16 protein-coding genes and 1 pseudogene are annotated in these 20,155 nt (G+C 63.8%); 14 read left to right on the top strand and 3 right to left on the bottom strand.

Going from position 1 to position 20,155, the window contains the following annotated elements:
• Positions 1-108: 108 nt before the first annotated feature.
• Positions 109-1,754 (bottom strand): annotated as a pseudogene (locus NKI31_RS27640) (acyl-CoA synthetase).
• Positions 1,755-1,955: 201 nt separating this feature from the next.
• Between NKI31_RS27640 and NKI31_RS27635 the strand changes: the two are divergent.
• The 6 genes from NKI31_RS27635 to NKI31_RS27610 all read left to right on the top strand — a co-directional run bounded on the left by NKI31_RS27635 (position 1,956) and on the right by NKI31_RS27610 (position 10,383).
• On the top strand, positions 1,956-3,077 hold the full coding sequence (locus tag NKI31_RS27635) for a KamA family radical SAM protein (protein WP_352653070.1): 1,122 nt from the start codon (positions 1,956-1,958) through the stop codon (positions 3,075-3,077).
• A gap of 151 nt (positions 3,078-3,228) precedes the next feature.
• Positions 3,229-7,038, top strand: coding sequence for a methionine synthase (metH, locus tag NKI31_RS27630; RefSeq protein ID WP_352653068.1), 3,810 nt, complete (start codon positions 3,229-3,231; stop codon positions 7,036-7,038).
• Between the two features lie 188 nt (positions 7,039-7,226).
• Complete coding sequence (locus NKI31_RS27625) at positions 7,227-7,817, top strand: BA14K family protein (RefSeq protein ID WP_352653067.1); 591 nt, start codon at positions 7,227-7,229, stop codon at positions 7,815-7,817.
• Positions 7,818-7,904: 87 nt separating this feature from the next.
• A complete protein-coding gene (locus NKI31_RS27620) occupies positions 7,905-8,222 on the top strand; it encodes a DUF2934 domain-containing protein (RefSeq protein WP_352653066.1) in 318 nt (105 codons plus the stop codon).
• Between the two features lie 263 nt (positions 8,223-8,485).
• Positions 8,486-9,493: a hypothetical protein gene (locus NKI31_RS27615; RefSeq protein ID WP_352653065.1), complete on the top strand. Its 1,008-nt coding sequence runs from the start codon at positions 8,486-8,488 to the stop codon at positions 9,491-9,493.
• Positions 9,442-10,383, top strand: a complete 942-nt coding sequence (locus tag NKI31_RS27610) for a class I SAM-dependent methyltransferase (protein WP_352653064.1) — start codon at positions 9,442-9,444, stop codon at positions 10,381-10,383. The genes NKI31_RS27615 and NKI31_RS27610 overlap by 52 nt, the downstream gene beginning before the upstream one ends.
• 8 nt (positions 10,384-10,391) lie before the next feature.
• On the opposite strand, the gene NKI31_RS27605 is transcribed toward NKI31_RS27610, so the two are convergent.
• Positions 10,392-12,350 carry a tripartite tricarboxylate transporter permease gene (locus tag NKI31_RS27605; protein WP_352653063.1) on the bottom strand — a complete coding sequence of 653 codons (1,959 nt, stop codon included), beginning with the start codon at positions 12,348-12,350 and terminating at the stop codon, positions 10,392-10,394.
• Positions 12,350-13,402, bottom strand: a complete 1,053-nt coding sequence (locus NKI31_RS27600; protein WP_023754659.1) for a Bug family tripartite tricarboxylate transporter substrate binding protein — start codon at positions 13,400-13,402, stop codon at positions 12,350-12,352. The genes NKI31_RS27605 and NKI31_RS27600 overlap by 1 nt, the downstream gene beginning before the upstream one ends.
• Before the next feature lie 210 nt (positions 13,403-13,612).
• On the opposite strand from NKI31_RS27600, the gene minC reads away from it, so the two are divergent.
• The 8 genes from minC (at position 13,613) to NKI31_RS27560 (ending at position 20,071) form a co-directional block, all read left to right on the top strand.
• Positions 13,613-14,443, top strand: coding sequence for a septum site-determining protein MinC (gene minC / locus NKI31_RS27595; RefSeq protein ID WP_352653062.1), 831 nt, complete (start codon positions 13,613-13,615; stop codon positions 14,441-14,443).
• Between the two features lie 49 nt (positions 14,444-14,492).
• The gene (gene minD / locus NKI31_RS27590) at positions 14,493-15,308 is read left to right on the top strand and encodes a septum site-determining protein MinD (protein WP_023670342.1); all 816 of its coding nucleotides are present in this window, start codon (positions 14,493-14,495) and stop codon (positions 15,306-15,308) included.
• Positions 15,305-15,577 (top strand): cell division topological specificity factor MinE, encoded by a 273-nt coding sequence (gene minE / locus NKI31_RS27585; protein ID WP_023684809.1) that lies wholly within the window; start codon positions 15,305-15,307, stop codon positions 15,575-15,577. Before minD ends, minE begins: the two co-directional genes overlap by 4 nt.
• A 265-nt stretch (positions 15,578-15,842) precedes the next feature.
• Positions 15,843-16,274, top strand: coding sequence for an ArsR/SmtB family transcription factor (locus tag NKI31_RS27580; RefSeq protein WP_023749879.1), 432 nt, complete (start codon positions 15,843-15,845; stop codon positions 16,272-16,274).
• Positions 16,271-16,807 (top strand): SRPBCC family protein, encoded by a 537-nt coding sequence (locus tag NKI31_RS27575; protein ID WP_352653061.1) that lies wholly within the window; start codon positions 16,271-16,273, stop codon positions 16,805-16,807. Before NKI31_RS27580 ends, NKI31_RS27575 begins: the two co-directional genes overlap by 4 nt.
• A gap of 165 nt (positions 16,808-16,972) precedes the next feature.
• On the top strand, positions 16,973-17,554 hold the full coding sequence (locus tag NKI31_RS27570) for a dihydrofolate reductase family protein (RefSeq protein ID WP_031193504.1): 582 nt from the start codon (positions 16,973-16,975) through the stop codon (positions 17,552-17,554).
• Positions 17,555-17,868: 314 nt separating this feature from the next.
• Complete coding sequence (locus NKI31_RS27565) at positions 17,869-18,750, top strand: EamA family transporter (RefSeq protein ID WP_352653059.1); 882 nt, start codon at positions 17,869-17,871, stop codon at positions 18,748-18,750.
• Positions 18,751-18,895: 145 nt separating this feature from the next.
• Positions 18,896-20,071 carry a hypothetical protein gene (locus NKI31_RS27560; protein ID WP_352653057.1) on the top strand — a complete coding sequence of 392 codons (1,176 nt, stop codon included), beginning with the start codon at positions 18,896-18,898 and terminating at the stop codon, positions 20,069-20,071.
• The last annotated feature ends 84 nt before the right edge of the window (positions 20,072-20,155 follow it).

Genomic DNA, 20,155 nt, shown 5'->3' with positions numbered 1-20,155 from the left:
GCGCTGACTCCTTTTGCAGCGCGAGACGACGTTAGCGCTTCACGCGCAACGACCCCCTCTGTCGCCTTCGGCGACATCTCCCCCTCGAGGGGGGAGATTGGCGCCTAATCACGCCTTGCGCTTCTCCACCTCCGCCTTCCTCAGCAGGAAGCGCTGGATCTTGCCGCTTGGGGTCTTCGGCAGTTCCGTGATGAACTCGACCTCGCGCGGGTAGGCGTGCGCCGACAGCCGTTTCTTGACGTGCTGGGCCAGCTCTTCGGCGAGCTCCGAATTGCCCTTGTAAGCCGGCGCCAGAACGACGAAGGCCTTGACGATCTCGGTGCGCTGCGGATCGGGCACGCCGACGACAGCCGCCTCGTTGACCGCCGGATGCTCGATCAGCGCGCTTTCGACGTCGAACGGGCCGATGCGATAGCCGGCCGAAGTGATGACATCGTCGGCGCGGCCGATGAAGGAGACCGAACCGTCCGGCTCGTACTCCACCGTGTCGCCGGTGCGGTAGTAGCCGCCCGTGATCGCTGGCGTCTCGGCTTGGTGATAGCCGTCGAACCAGCGCAGCGGCGACTTCGCGATGTCGACGGCGAGGATGCCGGGCTGGTTGGGGCCGAGCTCGTTGCCGGCCTCGTCCAATACCACCATGCGATATCCGGGCATTGCGAAGCCGGCCGAGCCCACGCGCACGACGTGCGAGAGCCCATGATGGTTGTTGACCATCATGCCGTTCTCGGTCTGGCCGTAATGATCGTGGATGGGGGCGGCGAGATGGGCGTCGAACCAGCGGATCACTTCCGGGTTGAGTGGTTCGCCGGCGCTGCTCACCACACGCAGCCTGCCTTTTACACCGGCGGCCGCCTCGGGCCCTTCCGCCATCAGCAGCCGATAGGCGGTGGGCGACCCGGCAAGGCTGGTGACGCCGAGCCGCTCGATGATGTCATAGGTGCTTTTGGCGTTGAAGGCGCCTTCATAGAAGGTGGTGGCGATGCCGAGCTGCAAGGGCCCGGTGATGGCGTAATAGAGGCCGTAGGCCCAGCCGGGGTCGGCGATATTCCAGAAGATATCGTCGCCGCGCAGCCCGACCGCATCGCGCATATAGGCGCCGAAGGCCAGCAGGGCGCGGAGCGGCACCGGCACGCCCTTGGGCAGGCCTGTCGTGCCGGAGGTCGACATCATCATGAACAGGTCGTCGCCCTTGCGCATCACTGGTCCGCAGTCGGGCGAGGCGGCGGCAAGCGCGGCGCGAAAATCCATGTCGCGTTCCGGTAGCGCCTCGTCCGACCAAGAATGGTGGCGATTTGCGCTGATGTCTCGACCTCGTCGAGCTTGCCGCGATTGGCCGGGTTGGTCACCACGATCCTGGCGCCGCTATAGCCGAGGCGGTGCTCGATGGCTTTCGGACCGAAGGCGGTGAACAGCGGCTGGTAGACCGCGCCGATGCGCCACGTCCCGAGGATCAGCGCCACCAGTTCGGGGACGCGCGGCAGCATGCCGGCGACGACATCGCCGGCACCGACGCCGGCGGCCTTGAGCACATTGGCGGCGCGCCCGGACATGTCGGCGAGATCGCCGAAGCTGAATTCGCGAAGCTCGCCGCCGGCCGAGATCGCGCGCAGCGCCAGCCGGTCTTCTCCGGTGTAGCGGCCGCAGCATTCGACATAGGCATTGATGCCGGTTCCAGGGTTGCCATACAACCGGGCGATCTCATCTTCGATGCGAAAGCGCTGAGCGGCATCCTCATAGCGCGGCATTTTGCTCATCGCGGTCCTCCCTAAGCGGCGCCCATCTCCCCTTGGAGCGCCTTATCGGTCAGATTGCCTGAAATTGCTGCGCTGGTCGATTACGGCGATAGTCGGGGAATGCGAAGGATCGCAGCGCAGCGACAATCCGCGCCGAGCCACTGCTGTTGACCGAACCGTCCATCCGGCCGATAGCACCGCCAGAATTGCCCCGAGGCCCCAATGATCCCAGACTCAACTTTCGATGACGCGGCCATCGCCGACGAAGGACGCGATGCTGACATCGCCTGGCAAAACGACATCCGCGCGGGCGTGCGCCACGTCCGCGATCTCGCCTCGCTGCCGCTGTCACCCGCCGAGCGCGCGGCGGCGCAGGAGGCGGCTACGCGCCACAAGGTGCGTGCCCCAAAAACCTATCTCGACCTGATCGACTGGAACGATCCCGCCGATCCGATCCGCGCCCAGGTCATTCCATCGCCGGATGAGCTGACCGAAACGGAAGGCGAGCTCGAAGATCCGATCGCCGACCATGCCTTCAGTCCGGTGCCGCGACTGACGCACCGCCACGCCGACCGCGTGCTGTTGTTTGCGACCTACCAATGCGCGGTCTATTGCCGCTTCTGCTTCCGCAAGGAATCCCTGACCTCGATCGGCCGCGGCTACACGCGCGAGGCGCTCGAAGACGCCTTTGCCTATATCGAAGCCCATACCGAAATCCGCGAAGTGATCCTGACCGGCGGCGATCCGCTGTCGCTGCCGGACAAGGCGCTGGCCGAAATCCGCGCCCGCATCGAGGCGATCGCGCATGTCAGGCTGCTGCGCATCCACACGCGCGTGCCTGTCGTGCTGCCCGCGCGCATCACGCCGGGGCTGGTTGGCGCCTTGCAGGGCCGGCTGATGGTCACCGTCGTCACCCATTTCAACCATGCGCGGGAGATCACGCCGGCCACCGAATTGGCCTGTCGCGTCATGCGCCAGGCAGGCTTCGTGCTGCTCAACCAGAGCGTCCTGCTCAAGGGCGTCAACGACACGGTCGAGGTGCTGGAGGAACTCTGCCGCGAACTGATGTACCGGCTCGGCGTCAAACCCTATTACCTGCACCATGGCGACCTCGCGCGCGGCATGGCGCACAGGCGCACCACGATTGCGCAGGGACAGGCGCTGGCCGGCGCGCTGCGCGCCCGCCTGTCGGGCATCTGCAATCCGGTCTATGTGCTGGACCTGCCGGAAGGCGGCGGCAAGGTGCCGCTCGGGCCATGCCATGTCGAGGGACGGGACGGGCAGGATTGGCGCATCCGCGGCCAGGATGGCGAGGTGAGGCTGTATCGGGACGTGGTGGTGTAGGCACGGCGCAGCGCCGCCAATGATCGCCGCCGTCGCATTGTCGATCGGGATGACCGATCGCACCGAACTATCGCCACGACGCGTTCGCTTGCATTCCGTATGTTGACATAAAGATATGCTTATGTGATGGTTGTCGCCTCAAGGATAAAAAATGTCGCACAATTCTGCATCGCTGGACGCATTGTTCGGCCCCGTCGCGGCCAGGCCCGATGGGTCCGAAGTGCTTGCGGCGCTCACCGCGGCGGCACGCGAGCGCATCCTCATCCTCGACGGCGCCATGGGCACGCAAATCCAGGGTCTCGGCTTCGACGAGGAGCATTTCCGCGGCGAGGCTTTCGCGGGCTGCGCCTGCCACCAGCAGGGCAACAACGACCTCTTGATCCTGACGCAGCCGAAGGCGATCGAGGAGATCCATTATCAATACGCCATCGCCGGCGCCGATATCCTCGAGACCAACACCTTCTCCTCGACCTCGATCGCCCAGGCCGACTACGGCATGGAGGATGCCGTCTACGCGCTGAACCGCGACGGCGCGCGACTGGTGCGTCGGGCAGCGGCGAGGGCACAGCAGGAAGACGGCAAGCGGCGCTTCGTCGCCGGCGCGCTCGGGCCGACCAACCGCACCGCCTCGATGTCCCCCGACGTCAACAATCCCGGCTACCGCGCGGTGACCTTCGATGAATTGCGCCTGGCCTATGGCGAGCAGTTGCGCGGCCTGGTCGACGGTGGCGCCGACATCATTCTCATCGAGACCATCTTCGATACGCTGAACGCCAAGGCGGCGATCTTTGCCTGCAACGAGATTTTCCTCGAAAAGGGCGTGCGCCTGCCGGTGATGATTTCGGGCACCATCACCGATCTCTCCGGCCGCACGCTGTCGGGCCAGACGCCGACCGCCTTCTGGCATTCGGTGCGCCATGCCAACCCCTTCACCATCGGCCTCAACTGCGCGCTCGGCGCCAATGCGATGCGCGCGCATCTGGCCGAAATTTCAGGCGCCGCCGACACCTTCGTCTGCGCCTATCCGAATGCCGGCCTGCCCAATGAATTCGGCCGCTATGACGAGAGCCCGGACTTCATGGCCGCGCAGATCGAGGATTTTGCGCGGGAAGGGCTGGTCAATGTCGTCGGCGGCTGCTGCGGCTCGACGCCGGACCACATCCGGGCGATTGCCGAAGCCGTAAAGAAATACCCGCCACGCGCCATCCCCGAGATCGAGCGCAAGATGCGCCTGTCCGGGCTGGAGCCGTTCACGCTGACCGACGAGATTCCCTTCGTCAATGTCGGCGAACGCACCAACGTCACCGGCTCGGCCAAGTTCCGAAAGCTGATCACGGCGGGCGACTATGTCCCGGCGCTCGACGTGGCGCGCGACCAGGTCGCCAATGGCGCACAGATCATCGACATCAACATGGATGAAGGCCTGATCGATTCGAAAAAGGCGATGGTCGAGTACCTCAATTTGATCGCCGCCGAACCCGACATCGCTCGTGTTCCGGTGATGGTCGACTCCTCGAAATGGGAGATCATCGAGGCCGGGCTGAAATGCGTGCAGGGCAAGCCACTGGTCAACTCCATCTCGATGAAGGAAGGCGAGGAAGCCTTTCTGCATCATGCGAAGCTGGTGCGCGCCTACGGCGCGGCGGTGGTCGTCATGGCCTTCGACGAGGCCGGCCAGGCCGACACCAAGGCGCGCAAAGTCGAGATCTGCACCCGCGCCTACAAGCTGCTCACCGAACAGGCCGGTTTCCCGCCCGAGGACATCGTCTTCGACCCCAATGTCTTCGCGGTCGCCACCGGCATCGAGGAGCACGACAATTACGGCGTCGACTTCATCGAGGCCACCGGCGAGATCACCGCCACGCTGCCGCATGTCCATATCTCGGGCGGCGTCTCGAACCTGTCCTTCTCGTTCCGCGGCAACGAGCCGGTGCGCGAGGCCATGCACGCGGTGTTCCTCTACCATGCCATCCAGCGCGGCATGGATATGGGCATCGTCAATGCCGGCCAGCTCGCCGTCTACGACACGATCGAGCCGGGGCTGCGCGAGGCGTGCGAGGATGTCGTGCTCAACCGCATGCCCAAGGCCGGCGGCACCGCCACCGAACGCATGCTGGAGATCGCCGAGCGTTTCAAGGGCACCGCCGGCAAGGACGCCAGGGAGCGCGATCTCGCCTGGCGCGACTGGACAGTCGAGCAGCGGATTTCCCATGCGCTGGTCAACGGCATCACCGAATTCATCGACGCCGACACCGAAGAGGCGCGGCTTGCGGCCGAGCGGCCTCTGCATGTCATCGAAGGCCCGCTGATGGCCGGCATGAATGTCGTCGGCGATCTGTTCGGCGCGGGAAAGATGTTTCTGCCGCAAGTGGTGAAGTCGGCGCGCGTGATGAAGCAGGCGGTGGCCGGATTGCTGCCGCACATGGAGGCCGAAAAACTGGCCAACGCCGCCAATGGCATCGATAATGGCGAGCGCCAGACAGCCGGCAAAATCCTGATGGCGACTGTAAAGGGCGATGTCCACGACATCGGCAAGAACATCGTCGGCGTCGTTCTGGCCTGCAACAATTACGAGATCATCGATCTCGGCGTCATGGTGCCGGCGGCGAAGATCCTGCAGACGGCTCGCGAGCAAAATGTCGACATCATCGGCCTGTCCGGCCTGATCACCCCGTCGCTGGACGAGATGGTGCACATGGCCGCCGAGATGGAGCGTGAAGGGTTTGACATTCCGCTGCTGATCGGCGGCGCCACGACCAGCCGCGTGCACACGGCGGTGAAGATCCACCCGCGCTATTCCAAGGGACAGACGGTCTATGTCAATGACGCCAGCCGCGCCGTCGGCGTCGTGTCATCCTTGCTGTCGAACGAGACCAAGGGCGGCTACGTCGACACAGTGCGGGCCGAGTACAAAAAGGTCGCCGACGCGCATGCCCGCTCCGAGGCCGACAAGCAGCGGCTGCCGCTGGCCAAGGCCAGGGCCAATGCGCACAAGGTCGACTGGTCGACCTATGAGCCGCCGAAGCCGTCCTTCACCGGCGTCAAGGTTTTCGGCAACTGGGACCTGACGGAGCTCTCGCGCTACATCGACTGGACGCCGTTCTTCCAGACCTGGGAGTTGAAAGGGCGTTACCCCAAGATCCTCGACGACGAGAAGCAGGGACCGGCGGCACGCCAGCTTTTCGAGGATGCGCAGGCGATGCTGAAAAAGATCATCGCGGAAAAATGGTTCGCGCCGCGCGCCGTCATCGGCTTCTGGCCGGCGAACGCCGTCGGCGACGACATCAGGCTGTTCACGGATGAGGCACGCTCGCAGGAACTGGCAACCTTCTTCACGCTGCGCCAGCAGCTGACCAGGCGCGACGGCAAGGCCAATGTCGCGCTGTCGGATTTCGTCGCGCCGGCCGACAGCGGCAAGCCGGACTATATCGGCGGCTTCATCGTCACCGCGGGGATCGAGGAGGTGGCGATATCAGAGCGCTTCGAGCGCGCCAATGACGATTATTCCTCGATCATGGTCAAGGCGCTGGCCGATCGTTTCGCCGAAGCTTTCGCCGAGCGCATGCACGAGAAGGTGCGCAAGGAATTCTGGGGTTACGCCGCCGACGAGACGCTGGCGCCGGATGAACTGATCGGCGAGCCCTATCGCGGCATCCGCCCCGCGCCCGGCTATCCCGCGCAGCCCGATCATACCGAGAAGGCGACCTTGTTCCGGCTGCTCGACGGCGAGCGCAATGCCGGCGTCGGCCTGACCGAGAGCTATGCGATGTGGCCGGGCTCGTCTGTGTCCGGCATCTATCTCGCCCATCCCGAAAGCTATTATTTCGGCGTCGCCAAGGTCGAGCGCGACCAGGTCGAGGACTATGCCCGCCGCAAAGCCATGCCGCTGGCCGATGCCGAGCGCTGGCTTGGGCCGATCCTCAACTATGTGCCCGTGGATTATGCCGAGGCGGCGGAATAGCCGGGACGTGATCTGGCCCAATGGCTCGACCGCTCCCTTGATTTTCACCGTCGAAAAAAATCGCGCCGCACCCGGTTCTCGGCGAGCTGCCGGTTGTGGGTCGGTCAGACTTAGGTCCCTCGCGCCTGCTTTTCTGGAACAAGCCGTGATGTCCCGCATTTTATTGGCAGGGACACAAGGAGTGTCGAGTGAAAGCGATTTTGGGACTGGTCGGCGGCTTCGTGCTGACCCTTGCGGTGTTCGGCAGCGGGCTGGTTTTCGCAGCCTGGCTGCTTGCCGCCAAGCCTGTGCGGGAGGCAAGGCCCACCGTCAGCGTGGCGGAACTGTGGACCCGGAAAGCGCGGCCGGTGGACAAGACGGCGCAGGACTTCGAACGTGTGCCGCCCGAGCAGTCCGCGCCTGCCGACATCGCCGCCAAGGAGCCAGCCCAGGACCCGGCCAGGCAGCAGCCCGATCCCACAGTCACCGCCGCCATCGCGCGGACCGAACTGCCGCCGCCGCATCTCGCCTGGTGCGCCAGCCGCTACCGCTCCTACGATCCCGAGGACAACAGCTACATGTCCTATAGCGGACAGCAGCGCACCTGCGTATCGCCCTATCTCGCCGCCGACCGCGCCGCGCCGCGAGAGGCAAGCTATGTCGAGGGCGCGGGCGCCTACGCGGCCGCCGGCGGCGAACCGGACCATGTCGCCTCCTGCTTCAGCCGCTATCGCTCCTACCGTCCGGAAGACAACAGCTACCAGCCATATTCCGGCGGGCCGAGACGGCAATGCGAATAGCCAGCGCGAAGGGCGCCGCGAACGATTGCGACCGCGCGATTTCTGGGGTCGTTCGGATCGTCCTCGAAGCCCAGGGGAGGAACCACCATGGAAGACGACCGGCATCACAAGATACAGCAGCGCGCCTACCAGATCTGGGAGCGCGAAGGCACTGGCGACCCCGAGCATCACTGGCACCGGGCCGAGGCCGAGATCGACCGCGAAGCCGCCCTGCCGCTGACCGCAGACGACGCCCTGCCGCGCGAGATCGCGAGCACCGACGTCCTGACCGTCGAGGAACTCGCCGTGCGCACTGGCATAGCGGGCGACGAGGCGCAGCAGTTGATCGACAGACTGGGCACGGACCGCGCCGCAGTTGAGCAGGCTGCGCGGGGGATTGAGGGAAAGAGGCGGGCGACGTCCTGATCGGAGGGCTAGGACGATCTTTCAGAGTGTCTTGTTGACACTTATCACTTTGGCAGTCGCGACAGAGGCCGTCATTTCCGACAGCTTTGCGCCCAAATTGATCCGTGCTGGCCATAGCAACATCCGTAAGCGGACGGTGCCGACGCCGGCGAAGCAGCCCAGATGCCGCGATACGAAGTGCCAACCACTTCGCGGCACCAGCGTGCCTGTAGACACTCTCGCCACTTTCTCTATACGACGTCGAGACGGGGTGGCGAGCAACGATGATCACAGTGTTGGTGCACGAGTTGAATCAGACGCCGATGCGGCGGCTGATTTCGTCGGCAGGGCACTTGTTGCCGCTTTTGCGCATGGAAACCTATCAGTCAGTCTTCCGCCGACTAAACTTTCCCGCGGGTACCTTGGTTTTTACTGATTTTGAGTATCTGAATGGCATGGAAATGATGGCGGCGGCGGATATTGCCGAAGCCGCAAAGCGCGCCGACCCTGATGCTCGAATTCTAAACCATCCCGCGACTGTCCTGGAGCGGTTCGCCCTGCTCCGCCGGCTTCGTATTAGAGGAAACAACCCGGTCGAAGTATCGCGTCTGGAGCAGGATGAGCGACCAACCCGTTACCCTGTTTTTATCCGGATGGAAGATGGCTTTTGGGGGCCGGAAACCAAGCTTCTGGAAAACCCACGCCAACTTGAAGAGGCGATCGCCGTGCTCCAGGGCAACGCCAAGCCGATGAAGCGGCGCATCGCCGTCTCCTTCGAAGCCGATCGCGATTCGAACGGCTACTATCGAAAGTATGGCGCATTCCGCATTGGGGACGCGATTGTGTCCCAGCACATACTTAGGTCCGTCGACTGGAACGTTAAGTCATCGGCAAGCAGCACCGACCCGGATTTCGTGCGCGAGGAACTCGCCTTCGTAAAGGACAATCCGCACGCTGAGGACCTGCTTCGCGCCTGCAATACCGGCCATATCCAGTTCGGCCGCGTGGACTACACGTTGCGAGACGGCGCATTGGTGATATTCGAGGTCAACCCCAATCCGACTTTTCCGAAGTTCAAAGGTGGCGCAGCCGCCCGTGAGGAACGACGTGGCCACATTATCGCGGCGTTGAAAGTTGCATTCGAGGCAATCGACAGTTCCGGCACCGGGAGAATCGACTTCCTGCCTTCAGCCGGATCTTACCAATTCATTCAGTCGGGCCGCTGGATATGGCCGGTGAGATGGCTTTGGAGAACAAGAATGGCCCGGCGAAGGAAGATGCAATCGCAATGAACGGCCCGCGAGAAAGCCCACCGGCAGGACAACGGCTCTCGATTTACACCGACGAACCACTCACGCAACTTGCCCGTTTTTCGTTTGATTGGGCTGAGGTGCTGTGTGACCCGAGCCATGGGTGTATGCCCTACCATCGCACGTGGAGCATGATCCGCCTGCTGGAATCGAAAGGTGCCAAGCCGGCCGGCGGGGGGTTCTTTGGGCGTGAATTGGCTGCCGTGGCCCAGGAGGGACGCTGTCGCATTCTCCTGTCGGGCGCGGCCGACACCGGCCTGGCGGCAATGGTTCTGGGCCAAACGAGGCCGGTCGGCATCGAGCCCGAATTTGTGCTGATCGATCGCTGTGAAACGACGGTCGAACAGAACAGGCTGTTTGCCCGCTCCGCCGGTTTTGCGCTCGAGACCCACCGCGCCGACATTCGCGGTTGCGACTGTGCGCCGGTGCAGGCAGTTGTCGCCCATAGCGCTCTTAATTTCTTCGACCGCAGCGCACGCCAGCAGGTGGTCGACAGTTGGGCGCGTAGTCTCAAGCCTGGCGGGCGCCTGCTTCTCTCCCAGAGGTTGCTATCGGAAAAAGACCAGCCGAGGGGGCCTCGCGGCAGCGCTGAAATCGGCCGCAGGCTTTCGACCATCGAGAAGGCCGCCGTCGCGGCGCATTTTCCTGCCGCTGCCGTGGCGGAGCTGAAGACGGCCGTCGAAGCGCTCTGGGGTGAACCGCTGCATGAAGATCGCACTACATATTCAGACCTTGCGGATATGCTGAAGCAATCCAACCTGACGATTATCGGCTCGGAGCAGCATCATACCGGGAAAAGCGTTTCCCCGCTTGCCGCTGCCGACAGCGTCCGGACAATTCCAAGATACGAAATCGTCGCCGTCAGGATGTAGCCCGACCACTAGAACAAGTGCGACATCGCAGAAGCGGGAAGGTCGATAGCCGCTATCCGATCTAGATAAAACCAGGTCGCCACTGCGACCGCAACCGAGGTGCAAGATGCCAGTGCCGCCGACTTCAAGGTCAGCTTCTGACCGGCTGCAATCCATATCAGGGTAAACAGGGATAGCGCCGCCGGGAGGCCCGCCAGCCAGACAGCGGCCGGCAACAGGAGCATCATCATCAACGGCACACGATGGCTTTCCGGGATCGTATGGGTCCGTCCGCCTCCCTGTTTCTCGTGGCCAACAAGCGAGATCGTTTGCACAAGGGCGACCGCGAGCATCGCAAACAGACAACACCAGGCCACGGCCTGCGCGAAGATCGAATAGCCTGGCTGCCCTTGGAGCGATATCGCTGCCATCACAGCGCATCCACCGGTCAACAGCCATGCGACTGCGGCATCGGCACGCTTTGGCTTGACACGTCGCGGCGGCAAAACACCACCGCGCACGATCCATGCGAGGGAAAGCGCGATTATGACCATGATCGTCAACGACGCCGGCCGTTGTAGAGGGTTCAGCCTGCCGACACGGGCCAACTCCACACTGAGCGCCAGGTTTCGCTCGATGAAGCCGCCCAGGACGAATGATATGACAAAAGGAATTTGCGGCCAGGCGAGGCGCTTCAGCATGTAGCCGGCCAGCCCGAAAGCGACGGCTACGTACAGATCGATCAGCAGCCCGTTTAGCTGCACGATCGTCACGAAGCTGACGACAATGATCGGGAGCGCGATGCGGTCGATCCTGAGAGCAGTCAGGCGCGCAAAATATGGTGTCAACGCCAATCCCACTGCGGACGTCAGCAGGTTCGACAGCAGCAGCGCGGTAATCAACGTGAACGTCAGGGGCAAGCCGGTCGTCAGCATCGGTATGCCCGGAACGATGCCGTGTACCGTCAGGACTGTCAGCAGGATCAAGCCGCCCTCGCTGCCGGGAAGGCCGAAGGCAACGGTCGGCAGAAGCGAGCCTCCGTCCTTCGAATCGACGGCCGCTTCCGGCGCAATGATGCCCCTGATGTCACCAGATCCGAACCTTGAGCGCTGGTCCTTGGGGGTTGTCTGGATCGCCTGCCCGTAGGCAACGAAGCTGGCGACCGTTCCTCCAACACCTGGAATGATGCCGACCAACACGCCGATGGCCGACGATCGCATTGTCAGTCCCCAATGACGAAAGACAGCAAGCATACCGGTCCAGATCGAGTCGTTCGCGTTTTCCAGGCCAGCCGCTTTTTCAAGCTGCAATCTTTTTCGCCACGAGATGATTTCAGAAACGGTGAAAAAGCCAAGCAGCAGCGCGACCATGTCGACGCCGTCGAAGAGAGCGATGCTCCCAAACGTCCAGCGTGGTTGGCCATAGGTCGGATCAGTTCCGACAAGACCGACCAAAAGCCCCAGCAGCGCCATCGCCAGCGCTTTCAGACGGGACGCGCTTGGAACCGCAATGATCGTCGACAGGCCCCATACGCCCAGCAGCACGTATTCAAACGGTCCGAATTGCAGGATGAACGGCCGAATGATCGGCATGAGCGCTATGAGGACGAGGACGCCAAAAACCGATCCGACGGCCGAGGCCGTTGCCGCGGCGGCTATCGCGGTGCGAGGCAGGCCGGCCCTGGACATCGGATGGCCGTCGAGCAGGGTTGCCGCGCTTGGCGCGTTGCCCGGTATGTTGAAGAGGATAGCCGTTATAGATCCCATGAAGGTCGCGCCGCCGGTCAGGGCGCCAAACAGCAACAACACCGATACCGGATCCCAATGCACGGTTGCGACCAGCAGAAGGGTTGCAAGGCTGGCGCCGCCAATCCCTGGAAGAAAGGACGTAGCCATGGCAACCAAGGTGCCAAGCACCGGGATCAGTATGTTCGGCCAGGAGAATACATTGCCCAGTCCAGTGCCGAGGGCAGCCCAATATCCGGTCATCAGCGCGTTGCTCGCGCATCCCGCTCGAGTTCCGGGTGTTTTTTCAGATACGCTTCCGCCTCATGGAAGGCACTGAGCATATCGTTGATCACGATGACGGTCTGGTCAGCGTCGCGCGGCTCGATTGGACGTTTCTGAGCTTCAAGCGCCACCTTGAACCCATCGCTCTTGACCGCGGCGGAGACGGCGTCACGAAGACAACCTAGCGATTTCTGCTCCATGTCGGCAGGGGCAAAAAATCCCCGCGCTGTCGCCGAAGCTTTCGCGACGGCGATGGCCAACCGCAATCGTTCTTCCTGCTTCTCCTTGGAAAGGCCTTGGCTACGCTGCCACACCAACCCTCCTTCACCCGCCAGGAAAGCCACGCCTGGCGCGTTCGGGTCAGGTCCCTCCGTGAGAACCAGACCGACTTTGGCTTCGCCTGCGGCGGTCGAGCGCAAGCCTGTCGTCAATGAATTGGATGTCATATCGCCTTCGCCACGCAGGAGCGCGGACATGAGTGCGCCGCTGCCTTCATAGCCCGAGACCACGTCGACCTTGATATCGAGGAGGTGCGCGGTGAGCACTATCGGCAGGATGCCGGCTTCAAGCGATGAAACCGACGCGACCAGATGTTTGGCGCTTTGCAAATCGACATCGTTCCGAACGATCCACGCTTCGGGATCGATGTGAATCAGTCCTATCGGATTTAGCCGATTCATCCAGTTGTCGACGCCAGCCGGAATGTCACCTTGCGAAATTATGTCGGAGACGCTTTCAATCATAAGGACCAGTTCGTCGGATGGCGCATTGGTTACACGCTTTAGCGCCGCAAATCCGCCTGCCGCGGGCATATTCACGACCCTGACATCGAGCTCGGTCGTGCTGGCAAGGGCCGGCGCAAATGCACGGGCATAGGTATCATAGCCGCCGCCGGCAGCGTTGGGGACAACGAGGGTGATTCGCCGGCCGGCGTAGGTGGTTGCGCAAGCGATCTCGCCGCCGCTTGCCGCGGACGGCAGGTAGATTGCCGCGGCGGTGATTGCCGCCAACGCCACACGAAAGAACTTCATCTCGCCAAGCCCCAGATTTCACCCAGTGGTGATACTTTAGATAGCCCTTGCAACGCCAGCGTTGTTCCTTAGCAATCGCGCTTAGTTTCGTGAATGTCGCGGTCTGTGTCGCCAATTGGCGTCCGATCTGCCAAGCGGTTATTCAGTTCATTAACCTTTCATTAACCATACCACGGCTAGCGTTTACCTCTCAGTAAGGAATCGCCCGCCGTGACCTTTGCCGCTCCCCTCGAGGCCAAATCCATTCGCTTTCGCGCCCGCTCCTTCGTCGCGTTCACGCTGACGCCGGAGGCGCCTTTGGATGTCTGGCTGGAGAGCCTCGATCGCTGGATCGGCAACTCGCCGGGCTATTTTGCCGGGCGCCCGGTGGTGCTCGACCTGAATGTGCTGAAGCCCGATGTCGTGGCCATCGAAGCGCTGGTCGATTTGCTCGGCCAGCGCGGCATCCGCATCTATGCCATCGAGCTTGATGGCGGCGCCGAGCTTGGCGCGCATCTGCCGCCGGTGCTGGTCGGCGCCAAGGAGGCGACCACCGACGGTCTGCTGCAGCCGAGCCGCAAGGCGGGCAGGGCGGATGACGCCACGCCGGCAGGCGATACGAAGGCGGCCGGTGACATCAAGGCAGAGGCCGGCGATTTGAAGGCGGGCGAGTTGAAACCGGCGGGCGGTGCCAAGACGCAGCCTCAAGACGTCAAAATTGCCGCGCCGGACGCCGGCACGTTGATGATCCGCTCGCCGATCCGTTCGGGGCAGCTGATCTTCCATCCGCATGGCGATGTCATCGTGCTGGGTTCGGTCGCCTCCGGCTCCGAGATCGTCGCCACCGGTTCCATCCATGTCTATGGCACGCTGCGCGGCCGCGCTTCGGCGGGCGCTCAAGGCAACACGGCGGCGCGTGTCTTCTGCCGCAGGAACGAAGCCGAGCTTCTGTCGGTGGATGGCTGGTATTGCACCGCCGAGGAGATGGACCCGTCAGTCCGGGGCAAGCCTGTGCAGGCATTTCTCGACAACGGCATGCTGCGCATCGCCCCTTTCAGCTAGTGCGTCTCGCCCGACAACGACATAACGAACAACAACGGAGGCTTTATTGATGGGCAAGGTAGTGGTGGTCACCTCGGGCAAGGGGGGCGTCGGCAAGACGACCTCTACCGCGGCTCTGGGGGCGGCGGTCGCCAAGACCGGCAAGAAGGTGGCGCTGGTCGATTTCGATGTCGGCCTGCGCAACCTCGATTTGATCATGGGCGCCGAACGCCGCGTGGTGTTCGACCTCGTCAACGTCATCCAGGGCTCGGCAAAGCTGTCGCAGGCGCTGATCCGCGACAAGCGGGTGGAGACTTTGTTCCTGTTGCCGGCCTCGCAGACGCGCGACAAGGATGCGCTGACCGAGGAGGGCGTGGCCGAGGTCATCGGCAAGCTGCGCTCGGTGTTCGACTATGTCTTCTGCGACAGCCCGGCCGGTATCGAGCGCGGCGCGCAGCTTGCCATGCGCTTTGCCGACGAGGCGGTCATCGTCACCAATCCGGAAGTGTCGTCGGTGCGCGATTCCGACCGCATCATCGGCCTGCTCGATTCCCGCACCTTGCGCGCCGAGGAGGGCGAGCAGATCGCCAAGCACGTGCTGGTCACGCGCTACGATGCGGGACGCGCCGCGCGCGGTGAAATGCTGTCCATCGACGATGTGCTGGAGATCCTGTCGGTGCCGCTGCTCGGCATTATCCCCGAGAGCCAGGATGTGCTGCGCGCCTCCAACCTCGGTTCGCCGGTGACGCTGTCGGAGCCGCTGAACGCCGCTGCCAAGGCTTACATCGACGCGGCCAAGCGGCTCGAGGGCGAACAGCTGCCGGTCATCGTGCCCTTCGAGCGCAAGGGCTTCCTCGATCGTCTTTTGGGAAGGAGGGCGGCATGAACCTGCTCGACATCTTCAAGCGGCGCACCAGCGCGCCGGTGGCGCGCGAACGGCTGCAAGTGCTTCTCGCCTATGAGCGCCGCAACCGCAGCCAGCCCGATCTCGTCTCCATCCTGCGCGAGGAGATCATGGCGGTGATCGCCAAGCACGTGCAGATCGACCAGGATTATCTCCAGGTCTCGATGGACCGCGGCGAGACCATGTCGACGCTGGAGATCGACATCCAGATCCCCAACAAGAGCGCAGTGCCGCTGGCCATGGCTGGGTGAGGTTACCCTCCCCCTTGTGGGGAGGGTCGATCCGCAAAGCGGATCGGGGTGGGGGTCTGCGCGGACCTCCGCCATCTTGGGTTCCTCTCCCAGACTTTCGTGAGGGAAGAGGAAATCCACATCCCCCACGGTCAGCGCTAGTACCCCCGCCCGGACCTACGGTCCGACCTCCCCACAAGGGGGAGGTAGGGGGCCAGCGCCTCTCCCCAAAAAACATTCAACCAACTAGTTGACTATCTAAAATCTCGCCTCTATATTCAACTACATGGTTGAATTAGAGACGCCCCAGATGGACCAGGTTTTTCACGCCCTTGGCGACGCCACGCGCCGGAACATGCTTAACCACCTCGCCGGCGGCGAGCGTACGGTGAGCGAGTTGGCGCAGCCCTTTGCCATGTCGCTGGCCGCAGCCTCCAAGCACATCAAGGCGCTGGAGCATGCCGGGCTGATCCGGCGCGAAGTGCGCGGGCGCACCCATGTCTGCCGCCTCGAGGCCCGCCCGCTGGCCACCGCCTATCAGTGGCTCGGCCAATACGCGCGTTTCTGGAACAGCCGCCTCGATGTGCTCGAACAGCTTTTGCGCGAGGAGGCGGGGCGCAAAACGCCGGCAGCGCAGACAACGCCGGCACCGGCAAATCCAGAACCATCGAAGCCAGAATCACCCAGGCCAACACCTTCCAAGGGAGACGACCGATGAACCAGATGAACAGCTTCGACGGCTACGCCCAGCTGATCCAGCCGGCCACTTTGAGGATCGAACGGCTTTTGCCCGGAACCAGGGAGCGCGTCTGGGAATATCTGACGCAGAGCGATCTGCGCCGCCAATGGCTGGCGGCCGGCGACATGGAGATGGAGGAAGGCTCTTCCTTCGATCTGGTCTGGCGCAATGACGAACTGACCGACCCGCCCGGCGACAGGCCGGCCAGCTTCAGTGGCGGCGAGCAGCGGATGCACAACCAGATCGTCGAGTGCGACCCGCCGCGTAAGCTCACGATCACCTGGAACGGCAGCGGCAATGTCACGTTCGAATTGGCGCAGCGCGGCGACGACGTCCTGCTCACCCTGGTCCACCGCCGCCTGCCGGACCGCTCGAGCCTGATGATGCATGCCGCAGGCTGGCACGTGCATCTCGACCTCCTGGTTGCCCGCGTGGCGGCCGAGAAGCCCGAACCGTTCTGGGACAGCTTTAGCCGTATCGTGGCGGAATACGACCAGCGCCTGCCGGCCTGACCTGACCTAACGCATCGCCCGGTCCAACCGGGCACCATCGATCCCTTGCGCCGGATGCCGGCGCAAGGGCCGGCGAAACACGCGCCTTCGCCAGACACCGCGGCGCGTCATCGGAAGTGAAACCAGGCAACGTGCTTGCATCCCGCAAGCCCGAAGGAGGAAGTCATGCGTAAATTGATCACCGGAATGAAGATCTCCATCGACGGCAAGATCGAAGGCCCCGAAGGCTTCGCCGACTGGGTCGACAACTGGTCGGAGGAATACGGCCTGATGCCCGGGATCGACGCCTGCCTGCTCGGCGGCGTCATGTATGCCGGTTATGAGCGCTACTGGAGCGCGATCCAACAGAACGAGCCGGACCAGCCATTGCCGATGACCGGCAGACTGGTCGACCCGGCCGAACTCGAATGGGCGCGCTTTGCCGCCAAGACACCGCACTATGTGCTGTCGAACACCATGACTTCGGCCGCCTGGGCCTCGACGCGCTTCCTGCGCAGCCTCGACGACATCGCGGCGCTGAAGCGCGAGCCCGGCAAGGACATCTACCTCATGGGCGGCGCGAGCATCACCGCCAGCCTGATCGGGGCGGGGCTAGTGGATGAAATGCGGCTCATCGTTTATCCGCTGCTCGCCGGCGAAGGCAAGGCGCTGTTCGGCACGGTGCACGCCCGGCACGGACTGGAACTGCGCCAGGTCGGCCAGCTGTCGGATGGGCGGGTGAGCCTGGTGTATGGGCTGGCGAGCTAGCTTCTTTTCCTCTCCCTCCGGAGGGGGGAGAGGTGGCGCCGCGAAGCGGCGACGGAGTGGGGGAAGGCGCTCATGAAACCCACGGTCGCCGCCTCCGGCAAGCAGGCAATCGGGCGGATGTGATGGACGGTCGACCCCCACTCCGTCGAGCTTCGCTCGACAACCTCTCCCCCGATCGACGGGGGAGAGGAAATGCGTCGGCGTTCGCCTTCCACGTCTTGCCCCATCAACAGTCTGCCCGTGCCACACGACAGCCAGGCCTATTATCCATATCTCGGGCCAACGCTGCGGCGCACCGCGCGGAGGGACTGGAATTGACGTCGACGCAGATTGCCGCAGCTGAAGCGAAGGGCTTGCCGATCGGCGCGTTGCTTGGCGCCATGGTGTCGATCCAGATCGGCGCCACCTTCGCCAAGGGCCTGTTTCCACTGATCGGCGCCAATGGCACCACGGCGCTGCGGCTGGTCGTGGGGGCGCTGATGCTGGCGGCGGTGCTGAGGCCGTGGCGGGTGCGGCCGTCGCGCGCCGTGCTGCCCTGGCTCATCGCCTACGGCGTCAACCTCGCGGCGCTGAACCTTTTGTTTTACGCAGCGCTCGCCAGAATTCCGCTCGGCGTCGCGGTGGCGCTCGAATTCTGCGGCCCGCTGCTCGTGGCGACGCTGTCGTCGCGGCGCGCCACCGACTTCGTCTGGGTGGTGCTGGCCGTTGCCGGCATATTGCTGTTGTCGCCCTTCATCCACTCCGGCAGTGCACTCGACCCGATCGGCGTGATGCTGGCGCTGGCCGCCGGCGGCTGCTGGGCGCTCTACATCGTCTTTGCGCAAAAGGCGGGCGCCGAGCTTGGCAGCCAGACCACGGCTTACGGGCTGGTCATTGCCGCTGCCGTCGGCCTGCCGTTCGGTCTGGCCGAGGCGGGCACGAACCTCATCGCACCCGCGATCCTGGTCAGCGCGCTGCTGGTCGGGCTGTTCTCCAGCGCCTTGCCGTTCTGGCTGGAGATGGTGGCGCTGACCCGGATGCCGGCCAGGCTCTACGGCACGCTGACCTGTCTGGAGCCGGCGCTGGGCGCGCTGGCCGGCTTCCTGTTCCTGCACGAGACCCTGAGCCCGCTGCAGTGCGCGGGCGTCGCCGCCGTGGTCGTCGCCGCCTTCGGCGCCGCGCTGACCACCAGGCCGCCGGTGCCATCGCCGGAATAGGTGCCTGAAATGGGTATGTGACGCCGATGCCGTGGTCCGCCGGTCCCGTGTCCGGTTGCTCAAGCGCCTGCAGCATCGATATATGGATCGATGTATGCGCAGGAGATCCAGATGAGCAGGGCTGACAGCATTGCTTGAGCCGTCCGTGATCAAGGCAATACTCCTTGTCGGGCTCGCCGCTGTCGTTGCGGCTTTGGCCTGGCGGCTGGCGCGGTCGCGTCGCAGAGCCCGGCTTCGTGAAGATCCGGCCAACGACTACGCCGTGCGCCGGGACTGGTCGGGCAACCACGGCAAGCTCAATCATTCGACCTTTGTCTACTTCGATGCCGATCGTGACGGCCGCTACGGGCTCGGCGACCGCCCGATGGCCGGCATCATGGTCAGACTGCATGATGGCGACGGCCGCTTCGTCGCCGCGGCGCGGAGCAACCGCGGCGGCTTTGCCAATTTCCTGGCGTCGGCGAAACGTCGGGCCGCGCCCATCCATGTGCCGGGCAGCTACCGCTTCACCGTGTCGGTTCCGCCCGGCTGGCGCTCCAGCAGCGCCAACGAGGTCCAGTCGCAGCACCTCCGGCCGCTGCCGGGCTCGCCCACCGGGCTGGTCTCGGAAGCAATGCTGCAGCCGGTCGGCCTGTTTGCGATACGCCGGCTCAGCGGCCGCGTAGCGGACGGTGTTTCGACGAGCATCTCGGTGATGGCGAAAGGGCAAGAGGTGGCGGTGCATCCGCTAAGTGCTGGCGCTGGCTTCCGTCTCGATCTGCCCGATGACGCCGACGCGATCGAAATCACCGGCGGTGGCATGGAACGACGACTGGCCTTGTCGGCCTACCCGACCGAGCTCGGCCTGCTGTCGCCCGAGAACGCGGCTGTCGACAGCGCCGCGTCCTTGCAGGCCATCGGTTTCGACGATGTCACGACGCGCGGCCTGCGCAAGGTGCCGTCCGGTTATGCCGGGTTGACCTGGTTCAACCTGAACGCACTGGCGCGCGATCATACCGAAGGCAGCGAAGGCTACGTCAACGGCAATATCTCGGGAGACCATGTCTGCTATACGAGCAGCGGACACCCGGCTGAATTCTCGAGCGACAAACCGTTCGGGTTCCATTCCGTGATGCTGACGGCGGCATGGTTGAAGTCCGAAGGCGAAACCGCACTGGTCGAGAGCTGGCTTGGCGACCGGCTGATCGCCAGCGACACGATCGTCCTGTCGGCACTGGCGCCCGTCCACTATGCGCCGATGCTGGCGGCGGTGACGCGCGTGCGCCTCTCCACGAGCCACTATTGGCAGCTCGTGCTCGACGATCTGGTGGTTGTGCGCTGAAGCGTGTCGCGATCAATCGGGGTGAAAGGGTTTATCGCGGATTGGAAGCACCGTTCGCGGTGACCTGCGAGAGCTTGCCTTTTT

It is taken from the genome of Mesorhizobium sp. M0659 (assembly GCF_040320605.1).
In the GTDB taxonomy this organism is placed as follows: domain Bacteria; phylum Pseudomonadota; class Alphaproteobacteria; order Rhizobiales; family Rhizobiaceae; genus Mesorhizobium.
The sequence above is the reverse complement of the archived record's forward strand: the minus strand, read 5'-3'. Positions and strand labels throughout refer to the sequence as shown.

Coding starts and splice junctions, on each gene's coding strand:
- NKI31_RS27635 (WP_352653070.1), top strand. CDS start 1,956: ATGATCCCAGACTCAACTTTCGATGACGCGGCCATCGCCGACGAAGGA.
- metH (WP_352653068.1), top strand. CDS start 3,229: ATGTCGCACAATTCTGCATCGCTGGACGCATTGTTCGGCCCCGTCGCG.
- NKI31_RS27620 (WP_352653066.1), top strand. CDS start 7,905: ATGGAAGACGACCGGCATCACAAGATACAGCAGCGCGCCTACCAGATC.
- NKI31_RS27615 (WP_352653065.1), top strand. CDS start 8,486: ATGATCACAGTGTTGGTGCACGAGTTGAATCAGACGCCGATGCGGCGG.
- NKI31_RS27610 (WP_352653064.1), top strand. CDS start 9,442: ATGGCTTTGGAGAACAAGAATGGCCCGGCGAAGGAAGATGCAATCGCA.
- NKI31_RS27605 (WP_352653063.1), bottom strand. CDS start 12,350: ATGACCGGATATTGGGCTGCCCTCGGCACTGGACTGGGCAATGTATTC.
- NKI31_RS27600 (WP_023754659.1), bottom strand. CDS start 13,402: ATGAAGTTCTTTCGTGTGGCGTTGGCGGCAATCACCGCCGCGGCAATC.
- minD (WP_023670342.1), top strand. CDS start 14,493: ATGGGCAAGGTAGTGGTGGTCACCTCGGGCAAGGGGGGCGTCGGCAAG.
- minE (WP_023684809.1), top strand. CDS start 15,305: ATGAACCTGCTCGACATCTTCAAGCGGCGCACCAGCGCGCCGGTGGCG.
- NKI31_RS27580 (WP_023749879.1), top strand. CDS start 15,843: ATGGTTGAATTAGAGACGCCCCAGATGGACCAGGTTTTTCACGCCCTT.
- NKI31_RS27575 (WP_352653061.1), top strand. CDS start 16,271: ATGAACCAGATGAACAGCTTCGACGGCTACGCCCAGCTGATCCAGCCG.
- NKI31_RS27570 (WP_031193504.1), top strand. CDS start 16,973: ATGCGTAAATTGATCACCGGAATGAAGATCTCCATCGACGGCAAGATC.